General features: G+C 35.2%; 1 protein-coding gene. It reads left to right on the top strand.

Features of this window, described 5'->3' with window-relative positions; all coding sequences use genetic code 11:
• Positions 1–256 precede the first annotated feature (256 nt).
• On the top strand, positions 257–15,679 hold the full coding sequence (locus DOK76_RS03170) for a Cna B-type domain-containing protein (RefSeq protein WP_206964931.1): 15,423 nt from the start codon (positions 257–259) through the stop codon (positions 15,677–15,679).
• Positions 15,680–15,736: the final 57 nt, after the last annotated feature.

Genomic DNA, 15,736 nt, shown 5'->3' with positions numbered 1-15,736 from the left:
TACCTTTTATAATTTTTGAGGAAAAATGTTGTCATTTTTTGTTTATTGTCCTTTCTATCGTCATAAAAAGCTAATCTGAGAGGAGTAATCTCCTTTATACTAGCTACAAGAATAACTTGTTATATTAATTCGAGTAAAAATAATAGGCTTATATAGATTTAAAAGAACGGTTGAGTGGTATGAATTTAAAAAATAAAGATGCATTTATTGAAATGATTAATTCGGAATAGGTAGTTAGAATATGGAGGAGACTTATATGAAAAAACAAAAAGCTATTCTTATGTTGTTCGTGATGCTGATGAGTGTTATGACTCAATTTGGTTCATCTATTTTAACGATACAGGCATTCGCAGCAGAGACAGGGAGAGATATAACAGGACTGCCAAGTGCGGATCAATTACCTGTTGATAAAAATAACAAACGAACAATTATGACGTTAGAAAAAATGGAAGTCAAAAATAGTGATGGTTCAACAGAAACAGTGAATGACGCTAGGCCTCTTAATGTGGGAGAAACATTCTTTATTTATTATACATTTAGACTACCTAATGATCTGGCTCATGAAGTTCAAGATGGGGATTACTTTAAGTATCAATTGCCAACATCAGAGTTTTTGTCTTTAACAGAAGATCAATCCGGTGATTTAAAGGATCCGGACAATGGTGAACTTTATGGTAGATTTGAAGCTAATACAGATGGTGAAGTAACATTAATTTTTAATGACAATGTTCATAGGCATGATGATGTAGATGGTCGAATTTATTTTTCAATGTCGGTGGAAAATAAAAAAATCACGATTCCAGGTGGCTATCCAATTACAATCCCAGATGTAACGAATACGGAAGATACGATTATCTGGATTGCTGGAGACAATAAAAGTTATATTCAAAAAGAATTTGTGGAGTTAAAGGGAGACGTACCAACGTGGAAAGTTTTAATTAATCCTAACTCTTTAAAGATGAATGATTTACGTCTAGAAGATAAAACAACTCATAAACCAGAAGAAAACAGTGGTGGAAATAATGCAGCAGAAAGTATTAAAATTACTAAGTTAGTTGAGGCAACTGTCTATATGGATGGACGAGTTGAAGAAGGTAGAGAAATTTCTGTTAATAACCCAGTTGCTGGTAAAGATGGACTGCTAGATATTGGTATGACATCTATTGATAAGCCTTATGTGATGTATTTAGAAACACCTTTAATTTACGGTGCTAAAGGGGAAGTAACCAATCAAATTTTTCTAAATGCTAACATAGGTACTAGTGGAAAAAATGTGGGAGAGTCTGCTTCAGCTTCTTTTGAAAGAGATAATAAATACAACATTATTGAAAAAGAAGCAGGGGAGTTTGATGCGGATAAACAAGAGATTGAATGGAAAATTATTTATAATCCTAATGGGCTACACATTAAACAAGAAGATGCGAAATTTACAGATACGCTAACCTACGGAACAGTCATTGAGGATTCAATTACTGTAGAACCAAACTTAAAACATACAGTGACAACAAAAGATGAAGGTAGATCTTTTGATTTTCAGTTTGATGAAGATGTGAATCAAAGAGTAGTGATCACCTATAAGTCAAACAGAACTAATTTGGCTGCTAGCTATGCTAAGAATACAGTTATATCAGGTGGGCAAAAAGTAATTGTTCAAAAAGACACACCTAATGATGGTGGAGAAGGACCGGGTCCTGGACCAGGTCCGGGAGACGAAACCAGTTCAGTGAGTAAGACACATAAAAAAATGGGTGACTACTTAGTTAATTGGACAGTGGATGTGAATAAAGAAAAAATAGCTTTAGACAAATGGCAAATAGAAGATTTATTGAAGAATGGTGAATTTAAAAAAGACACATTGGTCGTGACTAATAAGACAACCGGACAGGTTGTTTCACCTTCAGAATATAAGGTTCAGTGGTTAGGTCCGCATCCTGATTTACCAGAGATTGACCGTTTTGTACTAACTTATGATCATCCAACAAGTGATCATTATAGTATTAGTTATGATTCAATGGTTGGTCGTGGCTCAACAGATAATAGTGTGACGTATGATTATTGGCATAAAGGAGAACAAGACGTAGATTACGCATTTGATTATATTCATACAACTGGAACAGACATTACCATAACTAAATCGGGTAAATTGATTCCAAAGGAAAATGAAATAGAGTGGACAGTAACTGTCAATGGAGATGGTAAAACACCTATGGCAGATCAAAATTTATTAAGAGATCCTATTCAACCTGGACAAACCTATGTAGAAGGTTCAGCAGAGCTATATTCTGGGACAGGACAATTACTACGACCTGATTCTAAGGCAAAAATTGACTATGACAGTCAGACAAATGAGTTACAAATCACGGATATGGAAGCTTTTAGTGGAGAGAAGTTAATTTTTAGAACAAGCCTTGATGATCCACTAGCTCCGTATCAATCAGAACCAATAACGAATACAGCTTACTATACAGACCGTCTGCAAAAAGAAGAAGTAAAAGCGTCAGCGTCTTTAAGTATTGGTAATGTCAATGAGTCCTTCTTGAAAAAATCAGGAACGAATGTAGACGGCAAATACGTGGACTGGCAAGTTGATATCAATGAACATGGTTATCATTTATCAAATGTTACTATTTATGACGATAGTTGGGAAAATCAACGTGTTTTACGTGAAAGTATTGCCATAAAAGATTTATTTGGTAATAGGTTACTAGAAGGTATTGATTATGATTTAGATCACACAGAACGTTATTTTACAATAAAAATGAAAAATGATGTGACGCAACATTTGATTCTAACGTATCGTGGTGAGATTTTCTTTCCAAGTAATTCTTATCCGTTAGACAATGTACCGATTAAAAATAGTGTTCGAATTACAGCAGATCGTATTATCACAACAGGTAAACCAATCAAAATTCAGGTGCCAGTTCAAGTACCTGGTAGTGGTGGTGAAATTATTGGTAAAACACGAGATTTAGTGATTGAAAAAGTGTCAGCAAGTAATGCAAACACAAAATTACGTGATGCAGAATTCACACTATATCGTGGGGATAAAAAAGATATTAATAAGGTAGTTGATCACGGGACAACAGATGGTGATGGTCGAGCAAGATTTACTAAATTGACCAGTGGTACATACTTATTAGTAGAAACAAAAGCGCCATCTGGTTATGAGATTTCTAACGAGCTTAAAGAAGGCAAAGTAATTAATGTGTCGGGGGACAGTACGAATGAATTTGTTCAAGTAATTGAAAACCCTGAGGAAGGAAGTCCTCCAGTTGATCCAGAAATATTTATTGATATACCAGTGGAGAAACAATGGAAAGAAGTTCCGAGTAGTAAACCAACACCAAATGTAACTGTTAGATTATTTGCTAATGATGTTGAAAAAGAGGCCATGATCTTAAGAGAATCTAATAACTATAAAGGAGCGTTTAAAAACTTACCTGAAAAACAAGGCGGCAAAGAGATTAAATATGAAATAAAAGAAGATAAAGTAGATGGTTATACAACCTCTACTTCAGGAAATAATAATGGTTGGGTTGTCACCAATACATATATAACACCTGATTCAGTGAGTGTACCTGTTCAGAAGATTTGGGTGAATGCACCAGGAGCGACACCATCTGTAACAGTTGTTTTATACGCCAATGGTACAAGAGAAGCTTCAGCAGAGTTAAACATGTCAAATGATTACAAACATACCTTTACGAATTTAGCTAAAGAAGATTCTAAAGGAAATGATATTACTTATACCATTGAAGAAGTCGAAATTCCCAATTATACAAGTGGAGTAGTAGAGACGCGTGAGGGGTGGGTTATCACCAATACCTACATTGAGCCAGGGATTGAAACTATCAATATTAAAGGAAAAAAACACTGGGATGATAAAAATGAGAGTAAACGTCCTGCTCATCTAATCATCACCTTACAACAAGATGGTACCGAAATTGATTCAACAGTAATAGCAGGCCCTTATTGGGATTATGAATTTAAAAATTTACCAAAAGACGATGGCAAAGGTCATGATTACGTTTATACGATAGATGAAGTGAATATTCCTGCGGGATATGAATTTAGTAGTGGGCCTGGAGAGTATGATATTACTAATACGTATAAAGAAGTTGAATTAATTTCTAAGTCGGGTAAAAAAACTTGGTCAGGAGACAAAGTAACTGATCGCCCTGGTTCAATTGAAGTCCAGTTATTAAGAAATGGTAATAACTATAAAACTCAAACAGTGACATCAGCTAATGATTGGTCATACACATTTAAAGATTTACCAAAAGATGATGGGGCAGGAAATGACTACACTTATACAGTGAAAGAAATCAGTGTACCAAATGGTTATGATTCTGAGGCTAATGGTATGGATATTACCAACACTTACACACCACCTAAAGAAGAGGTTGTAAACCATAAAGTAGTGAAACATTGGGTGGGTGATAAAGAAATTAATCGTCCAACTGAAATAGAAGTTCAACTTTATCGTTATATAGGTGCTGAAGATGAAGAAGCGTATCTAGATACAGTGAAACTTAACAAAGAAAACGACTGGTCATATACTTATAAAAATTTACCTAAAAATAAAAAAGGAACATCAGATGAATATCGTTATTTTGCTAATGAAGTAAAGGTTCCAATAGATTATGTAGGTAAGAACGAAGAATCTAGAGGTACGTCAACCATTACCAATACATATAAAGGACCGGAATTAATTTCAAAATCAGGTAAAAAAACTTGGAGAGGGGACAAAGAAAGTAACCGTCCAAGTTCAATTGATATCCAGTTATTGCAAGATGGCAAACTGTTTAAAACAACGACAGCAAAAGCGGATGATTGGGAATATCGTTTTGATAACTTACCAAAAAATGATGGTGAAGGCCATACTTATGAGTACACAGTAAAAGAAAAAAATATACCAGAAGGCTATACATCTGAAATTAATGGAATGAATATTATTAATACTTATAGTAAAGTCACTGTTTCAGGTGAAAAGAGATGGGTGGGTGATGAAGATGATAAAGAGTATCGTCCTTCATCTATTACAGTTAACTTATTAGCGAATGGAAAAGAGATTAAATCAACGACAACTAATGCTTCCAAAAATTGGAAATATGAGTTTGCCGATTTAGATGCTAAAGACTCTGATGGTAATGATATTATTTATACAGTAAAAGAAGTTAAAGTTCCTGGTTATGAGACAATGATTAGTGGTTATGATATTGTGAACACTTTTGATTCATCTGACAAAGTAACGATTGTTGTCAAAAAAGAATGGGCGAATGATGAAGCAATCAAAGGGTCCGATAGATATCGTCCAAGCGTATCTGTCGATCTTTATAGAAACGGAGGGTATATAGATGTAGCCAATTTAAATGAGTATAATCAGTGGCAACATGTTTTTACTGATTTAGATAAGTATGATGAGAATGGTGAAGAGTATGAATATAGTGTTAATGAATTTTATAAACCTACTGGTTACACACCGTCCTATTCAATAGATGGAAAAACATTAACTGTAACAAATACTTATAAAGATATACCAAAAACAAAGATTAATATTGCAGGAGAAAAACATTGGGAAGATAACGATGATAGTAAACGACCAAGAGAAGTAACAATTGACTTGTACTGTAATGGTTATGAAATTGATTCAACAAAGGCAAGAGCACCCTATTGGGAATATGAGTTTAAAGATTTACCAGAGTATGATGAGATGGGTGATAAAAATACTTATAGTGTAAAAGAAGTTAATGTACCAACAGGGTATGAGCAAAGCGGAGGACCTGGGAAGTATGATATTACTAATAAGTTAAAAGGGCCAGAATTAATCTCTAAGTCGGGTGAAAAAACTTGGTCAGGAGACATAGCAGCTAATCGTCCTGGTTCAATTGAAGTTAAGTTATTACAAGATAACACTGAAATAAAAAAAACAACGACTAATGCTAACAAGAATTGGGAGTATACCTTTAATGATTTACCAAAAGATGATGGCAAAGGTCACACATATAATTACACAGTAATAGAGGGAAGTGTTCCTCCTGGCTATACATCAGAAGTAAATGGTATGGATATTAAAAACACATATGACCCTAAAATTAATATTTCAGGTGAAAAAGAGTGGATAGATAATAATAACTCCTTTAAGAAACGTCCATCATCAGTCAAAATTTATTTGCTACGTGATGGTCAAAGAGTAAACGACGCTAATAATGAAGCTATTTATACAGTAGTAGATGAGTCTACTGATTGGAAGTACAGTTTTACGGATCTATCCAAAATTAATAAAGAGACAAAAGAAGACTACGTTTATACAGTGGAAGAAGAACTACCAAAAGACTTGGTTGGCTCAGATAGTCAACCTGGCTATGTCCCTGAGTACAGTGGTTATGATATTAGAAATGTCTTCCAAAATACTGCTAAAGTCGATGTGTCAGGAACTAAAACATGGGATCATGGTACTAATGAGGCAAGTAAGCGTCCGGATGCAGTGACAGTCCAGTTATTACAAGACGGATCACCAATGACTGGTAAGACACAAACAGTAACAGCAAAAGAAAATTGGACTTACGAGTTTAAAGATTTACCCCAATTTGATGATTTTTCTCATGAGTATCAGTATACAGTCAAAGAGATTGGCATAACTGTTAATGGCAAAGACGTCTCTGGAGATTACAAAACAGTGGTTACAGGAACAGATATACATAATACCTTTAATAAACCAGTTAAAACGGCTATCTCAGGTGAGAAGATTTGGGATGACTATGACAACAAGTTTAAAACACGTCCGTCAAGCATTAAAGTCGAACTAATGAAGAAAGACAATAAAACAAATCAAGTTGTTTCTACTGGTCAAACACAAAAAGTAACTAAAGATCTTAGAGGTCATTGGAAGTATTCATTTACTAGTTTAGATAAATTCGATACTGATGGAAAAGTAATAGAGTATTCTGTTAAAGAGGTAGAATCAACTGCTCTCAACCAATATGAAACAACCATCAATGGTAACAATATCTATAATACATACGTCAATACAGATAAAGTGAAAGTTGATGTGATGAAGAAGTGGTTTGATTACAAACACAATGAATTATCAGAAGCACCAGTGGGTAAAATCAAAGTCACTTTATTGCAAAATGGTAAAACTGATTTTGAATATTCAGGGAAAAAAGTAGTGGAGCTAAATCAAAAAAATAACTGGCAACATACATTTACTGACTTACCAAGATATGACAACAATGGTGATAAGTATGAGTACACAGTTATTGAAGAAGGTATAACTGATTATGAAACGGACTATGAGTTAGCTATTGATAAGACAACAGGAGACACAACAGTTGTGATTAGTAATACAGAGCCTAAACCAGATATGACTATTATTAGTGGTATCAAAATTTGGGATGACCATAATGACGTGGCTAAACTTCGTCCAGAAACAGTGGAGATTGAAGCCTTACGAAATGGTCAATCATTCTCAGAAGAAGCTGGTAAAACTAAAACAACCACAACGACTAGTGCTAAAGATAATTGGGAATATTCTTTCCAAGACTTACTCTTAAATGACGAAAAGGGTGAGAAATATACATACACTGTTGTTGAACATTTACCAAAGGATTCTGTTTATGAGTCAAAAGTAGAAGGAACCAACATTACTAATAAATACCATCGTTCAGCTCAAGCTAATGTGACGGTGAAAAAAGAGTGGAATCACGATCATAATGATGCAACTAAACGTCCAAAAAACATTGTGGTTCAATTACTAAGAGATGAGACAGTCTTAGAAGAAGCTATCTTGAATGAAGCTAACGACTACCAACATACTTTTGAAAAATTAGAAGTCTATGACGGTGTTGGTGTTGAATATCGTTATGATGTGATCGAAAAAGTACCTGAAGGGTATGACAACGAGCGTAAGCTTGAATCAGATGGTAAAAACAACTACACAGTGACATTAACTAACACCTTTGTGGAAAAAGAATTAACCTCAATTAACGGGGAAAAAATTTGGGATGACTATGACAATGATCATAATACTCGACCAAGTGCTGTGACGATTCAATTATTCGCTAATGAAAAATTCTTAAAACAAGAAAACATTCATGGAGATGTATTGAATCCTGATGCTCCTTGGACATATAACTTTGATAACTTAGATAAGTTTGATAAAGACGGTAAAGAAATTGAGTATACCGTTAAAGAAGTAATTTTTGTTGATCCTAAAGAAGTATTACCAGGTCAACAAGTAGAGTATACGGCAGAAATCATTGGAAATGAATCCATTGTAAACACGTATCGTAATAACAAAACAGTTAACTTCTCAGGTAAGAAAACATGGAAGTATGACCAAAATGTATTAGACAAACGCCCAGAAGCTCTGAACATGATGTTAGTCAGAGATGGTCGCTATGTCGTTGATATGACAACGACTAACAAAGAGAGTAAATGGGAGTATGAGTTTACTAATAAGGGGGCAGGATATTCTGTTTACCGACCAGATGGTAGCTTGTTTGTTTATACGTTGAGAGAAGAAGCTATTGATCAAGAAGGCAATGTTATTTTAGGAATTGAAAACTACCGACCAAGTATGGAAGTAATTGGCGATATATCTAAAGATAATAACGTTGAAATCAATGTGACAAATACGTATGAACACACGGAAAAAACACAGTTCTCTGGAAGTAAGACATGGGAAGATGCAGATGACAAATTTGGTCAGCGACCAACAGAATTAAAAGTAACTCTATACGCAAATGAGAAAGTTGTTAAAACAGAAACACTGAATGAAGCTAATGAGTGGAAATATGAGTTTAGCGAATTGCCAGTCTATGACAAAGAAGGCGAAAAAATTACTTATCGCATTGAGGAAGAAACAACTACTGGGTATGAGCAGATTCAAGGAGCACCAAACTTCTTCAATAGATTGAAACAACTGGATGAAAAAACAGCTATTTCAGGTCAGAAAATTTGGAAAGATCAAGATAATAGTCTAAACAAACGACCTGATAGTGTGACGATTGAACTTTATCGTAACGGCATACCAATGATTGATGTGGTGACAGGTGAAGTAGTTAAGCAGGAAATCAAGGGTGATGATTGGACGTACGAATTTAAAGACTTAGCTAAATATGATAGTAAAGGAAATGAGTACATCTATACTGTTGAAGAAGTGCCAGTATCTAATTATGAATCAACAGTAGATGGAACAACTATTATAAACACATATATCAACAATGATAAGACGTCTGTTTCAGGTCAGAAAATCTGGAAAGGTGATCAATCAAATAAAGTTAACTCGCGCCCTAAGGCTATTACAGTTGAGTTGTATCAATTGAATCCAGGTCAAAAAGAAATTGAGAAGGATCAACAACCTTTCAAGACCCAATCAGTGACACCTGGTAAAGATCAAAATTGGGTTTATACATTTGAGAATTTACCAAAATATAATGAGGAATTAAAAGAATATACTTATGTGATTAAAGAAGAAGATGTGCCTCATTATGATTCATCTGTTGAGAATGCGCCTGATTATACGATCACAAATACGTATAAGAATGATGAAGTAACAGATTTTAGAGGTAAAAAGATTTGGGTCGATAAGGGCAATAAATTAGAGACTCGTCCTGAAAGCATTACGATTAATCTCTACCAACTAGTCAAAGGTCAAACTGACATAACAGAAGGTCAAGAAGTCTTTGCCAGTCAAGAAGTTAAACCAGATAAAGATGGTAATTGGACCTATGAATTTGATAACTTACCAAAATACGATGAGAAGCTAGATGCTTATTCTTATATTGCTAAAGAAAAAGCAGTCCCTAACTATGAAACAACATCATCTGATGGTGGTCATAGAATTACTAATACGTACCAAAATATAGACAAGACAACTGTAACCGGTGAGAAGACATGGAAAGGTGATTTTGATAATAAAATCAAAACACGTCCAACGAGCATTGAAGTCAATCTATATCAAAATGGTGGAAAAGAACCTTATCAAACTCAAACAGTCAAACCAGATAAAAAAGGTAACTGGACCTATGAATTTAAAGATTTACCAAAATACGATGAGAAACTAGATGCTTATACGTATACGGTAACAGAGACAAAAGTCCCTGGATATACCACAGAGTATGATGAGAAAGAATCTGTGGTGAACCTAACGAATACCTATATTAATGACCAAAAAGTAGAGGTATCCGTGGTTAAAAATTGGCATGGTGATTTAAATAATCATTTAAACACGCGTCCAGAGTCGATCATCATTGAGTTGTATCAAAATGATTCCTTAATGTCAGAGGGAACAAAAGAAATTAAGCCAGACAAAGAGGGGAATTGGTCATACACATATAAAGAGTTACCAAAATACGACCAAGAACTAAATGAGTACATCTATACGGTGAAAGAAAAAGAAGTCGATGATTACACAACAACGATTGAGCAACCAACTAAAAATGAATTTGTGATTCACAATAGCTTTGACGGAGCAACAACAATGGATATCACTGGTAGAAAATCATGGGTAGATGTTGATGAAGCCAATCGTCCAGAGTCAATCAAGATCCAACTTCAACGAACAACTGATAAAGAACTAACGACAAGTACGAAGTGGCAAAATGTTGATAAAGTGACTGAAGTAACACCTGATAAAGATGGCAATTGGGAGTATAACTTTGTTGGTCAGGACATTGTTGATGATGCGGGGAATTATTACCAATACCGTGTTGTTGAGATAGGAGATGACGGTCAGGTCAATACACAAATCACTGGTAAAAACGAAACAGTTTACCAACCAACTACAACGGATAGGGATATTGTTAATACCCAGCAACAACGTAAAATCTCTATTCCTGTCATTAAGAAGTGGGATGAGCCAAATAATAACTTAAGACCAGAATCGATTACATTGACTCTCTTTAGAGATGGCGTTGCATTCAAAGAAGAAGTTCTTACAGGAGATAAGGCAAGTGCTAATTGGAACTATACTTTTACAGAATTAGATGAATTCAATCCTGAAACAATGGTGAAATATATCTATACTGTGAAAGAAGATGCAGTCCTTTATTACGACACAACGATTACAGAAGATGGGTCAAATGGCTTTACTATTACCAATAAGGCAAATCCAAGGACAGAAGTAGAAGTTGACGGAGAAAAAACATGGGCTGATAGTGACAACGGTTTTAACAAACGACCAGAATCAATTAAGGTGCACTTGTTACAAGATGGTAATGAGTTCAAGCAAGAACTAGTCACTGCACCAGATTGGACATATGCGTTTACTGGTTTACCAGAGTATAATCCAAAGACATTAACGAAATATGTCTATACGGTTAAAGAGGAATTGAGCGAAGATATCATTGCTACTGATGAGCAGTCCGGTTATAAACCAACTTACTCAGGACATGATATTAATAATGAATTCCAAAATACAGATACAATTAGTGTTGCTGGAGAAAAAACATGGCATCACGGTACGAATGCTTTAGAAGAACGTCCAACATCTGTGACGATTCAGTTATTACAAAATGGTAACCCAATGTCAATTGATGGTAAGTTAGTTCAAGCAGTTGCAACTGAAGACACTGATTGGCGCTATGAATTCAAAGAATTACCGAAATTTGATGAAACAGGTAAGGAATATCTTTATACAGCAGAAGAGATTGGTGTACCAAATGGTTATGAATCAGTAACAGATGGGATGAATGTGACAAATACTTTTACTAAACCAGTTAAAATTTCTGTTTCAGGTGAGAAGACATGGGTTGATTACAACGATAAATTTAAACTACGTCCTGAAAGTATTACTGTGAACTTAATGAAAGAGGTTAAAGACGCAGAAGGTAAGGTAGTGAAAGAACAAGTTGCTAGTCAAGAAGTAACAGGTGATGAATGGAAATATGAGTTCAATGACTTATTCAAATACGATGAAGCAGGTCTTGAAATCAAGTATTCCATTGAAGAAGATAAAGTACCTGAATATGAGACAACTATTGAGGGCAACAATATTACCAATACATACACCAACAAAGAAACAACGAAAATCTCTGTTCTTAAAGTCTGGGATGATACAGACAATAAAGATAAAGAACGTCCAAAAGAGATTCAAGTGCAATTGTTGATGAATGGTGATTATGATCTAGATGATGATGGTGTCGTTGATCAATCAAAAATGTTAAATGACAAGAATAAGTGGTCACATACTTTTGATGAGTTACCAAAATACGATAACAATGGTGAAGAAATCGACTATATGGTTGTGGAAGAAGGAATCAGTGGTTATCTCACAACGTATCAGGTAAATCCTGAAACAGGAACAATTGAGAAACAGATTGTGATTACCAATAAAAAAGCTAAGTACCAAGAGACAGCTATTAGTGGTTTGAAGATTTGGGATGACTATGGTAACGCTCATAGTTCACGTCCAGAAGACATCACCATTAAGTTACTACAAGATGGCAAACCAATGCTTGATGAGAATGGTAAAGAAGTCACTACAACTATTAATGAGAGCAATGGTGTTGACGGTAACACATGGAGTTATGCCTTTGATGGCTTACCAAAAAATCGTGATGATGGGACTCAATATGTTTACACAGTAGAAGAAGTTCATGTGGATCACTACAAGACAACGCAAAAGAAAAATAGTACCAATATCACAAACACTTATCGCAATGAGGAAAAACTACAAGTGAAAGTGAAGAAAACATGGGATCATAGTAAAAATCAATTAGACGCTCGTCCAGAAAACATCACTGTTTATCTAAAACAAGATGGCAGAAGCATTGATACAAAAGTGTTAAATAGCTCAAATGAGTGGCAACATGCTTTTGAGAACTTACCAAAATACGATGAATCAGGTGTTCTGTATCAATACGATGTTGTGGAAGACGTGCCTAATGGTTATGAAAATAAACGTGAATTGATCCAAGCTAGTAATAATTACACCGTTCAAATGACCAATACCTTCACAGAAGATGAGACGACGGAAATTGAAGGGACAAAAGTCTGGGATGATTATGAAAATAAATTCAACACACGCCCTAGCTCAGTCACTATTCAGTTATTTGCCGATGGTGTTTACCAAGAATCACAAGTGATTTCAGTGGACCCACTTAAACCAGATGAGGATTGGGCGTATCATTTTACGAACTTAGATAAGTACACGACAGAAGGAACTTTAATTGAGTACACCGTTCAAGAAGTGATGATGACTAATTTGATTAAGCCATTAGGTGTTATAAACGCAGAGTATACTCCTGAAATTGTGGATAATGATTACATTATTAACCACTATACGAATCATCAAAAAGTGATGTTCTCGGGAACTAAGACATGGAAATTTGACCAAAATGTTTTAGAAAATCGTCCAACAGCACTGAAAATTAGTTTAGTTAGAGATGGTCGTTTAGTTGTTGATACAGCTATCACAAGCGAGGCAGATGCTTGGCAATATGCCTTTACAAATAAAGGTGAAGGTTATCCAGTGTATCGTCCAGATGGCAATCCTTATCACTACACAGTAAGAGAAGAGGCCCTAGATGAGAACGGAGAAGCCACATTAGCGATTGAAAATTATCATACTAAAGTAGAGGTTGTTGGAGATACGAAAGAAGATGAGGAAGTTAAGCTTAACTTAACTAACTTCTACAACCATACAGAAACGACTGAATTAACAGGAAGCAAGGAATGGCAAGATGTTAATAACAAGTTAGGTGATCGTCCTGATGCGTTAGTTGTGACATTATTGGCCAATGACGAAGTAGCTAAGACAGCGACAATGACTGAAGCAACTGGTTGGACTTACGAATTTACGAGCTTACCCGTTTATGACGCTAAAGGTGATAAGATAACATATCGTGTTGAGGAAGAGAAAGTAGACGGATACGAAGAAATTCAAGGCGCGCCATACTTTGTTAACTACTTGACTAAATTAGATGATAAAACATCGATTAAAGGAACCAAGACATGGGATGACCAAAACGATAAGTTAGGTGGTCGTCCAAATGAGGTAACTGTTGTCTTACTACGTGATGGCGTACCAGTGATTGAAGACAATCAAGTAGTCACAACTAAAGTTAGTGCTAAAACAGATTGGACTTACGAATTCAAAGACTTACCAAAATATGATGGTCAAGCCAATGAATATGTCTACAGTGTGAAAGAAATCAATGTGCCAAATTACATCACCTCAGTAGATGGTACTAATCTTGTGAACACGTACCACAGTAGTGAAGTCGTGGCTGTTAAAGGAACGAAAAGCTGGGTGGATCAAGATGATAAGTTAGGTGATCGACCAAAAGAAATTTTTGTTGAGTTGTATCAAACAACTAAAGATCACCCAGAAGTAGCAGAAGACCAAGCACCGTACCGAATGAGTAAAGTTACAGCAGACACTAATTGGACCTATGAATTTAAAGACTTACCAAAATATGATAAGCAGTTAGATGAATATCTCTATACAGTGAAAGAGCATCAAGTAGCAAATTACACTTCAAAAGTGGAGGGCTATGATATTACTAATACCTACGACAATTCAACTACAACTGAAGTTAAAGGTCGAAAAATCTGGAAGGATAAAGACAATTTAGCTAGTCTTAGACCAAAATCAATTCACGTTGACTTGTATCAAAATGGTGGTAACTCACCAATTGATAGCGTAGAGGTTATGGCTGATGAGACAGGTGATTGGCATTATAGCTTTAAAGATTTACCAAAATACGATGATCAGTTAAATGAATACACGTATTCGGTAAAAGAAAAACAAATACCAATGTATTATGAGAGTAGTGTAGCTGGTTATGATATTACGAATACTTATATTGACCGTGAAGTAGTTAAACGTCATGTCAGAAAAGTCTGGGATGATGGGGATAATAAACATAGCACACGTCCTGAGTCAATAAAAGTGAAAGTCTATCAAGAAAGTCCATCAAAAGCTATTCAAAGTAAAGAGCCATTTATTGAACGTGATATTGTACCAGACGCAAAAGGTAATTGGGAAACGCGTTTTGATTACTTACCAAAATTTGACGAAAACAATCAGGAATATGTGTACACAATTGTGGAAGACATTGTTGATAAGTATGATCCAAATGTTGTTGCAGCAGGAAATAATGTGGTGATTACTAATCATACGAAAGATGCTGAGTTGACTGAGATTTCTGGTAAGAAGATTTGGCAAGATAAAGAGGATAAACTTGGCTTACGTCCAGTAAAAATTACTGTTGATCTATACCAAACTTTAGAATATCTGCCAACACCATTTGCTAAGAAGGAGCAAGTTCCTTTTGATACAATAGAAATCACTGCAGAGGATAGTTGGGAATACTTCTTTACGGAGTTACCAAAACACGATGACTATGGCAATATGTATCATTACGAAATCGTGGAACGCGATGTGGCTAAATATGATAGTAAAGTAGAAGGTTACGATATTATTAATACAGTCAATCCGGATAAACCAATTGATCCGAAAGAACCGAAAGAACCGAAAGAACCGAAAGAACCGAAAGAACCGAAAGAACCAAGTAAACCAACTGTTCCATCTAATAACAAATCAGGTTCTTATTTACCAAAAACAGGTGAGGTAGAAGATGCTCAGTGGCTAGCGACGCTAACAGGGTTATCACTGATGTCACTTCTAGGTATGATTGGTTACCATAGAAGAAAAAACGAAATAGATTAACGTGATAAGAATAAAAAGAAACAGCAGACTAACAATAAGTCTGCTGTTTTTTTGTCA

Source organism: Candidatus Vagococcus giribetii, from assembly GCF_017316185.1.
Lineage (GTDB): Bacteria > Bacillota > Bacilli > Lactobacillales > Vagococcaceae > Vagococcus > Vagococcus giribetii.
The sequence above is the reverse complement of the archived record's forward strand: the minus strand, read 5'-3'. Positions and strand labels throughout refer to the sequence as shown.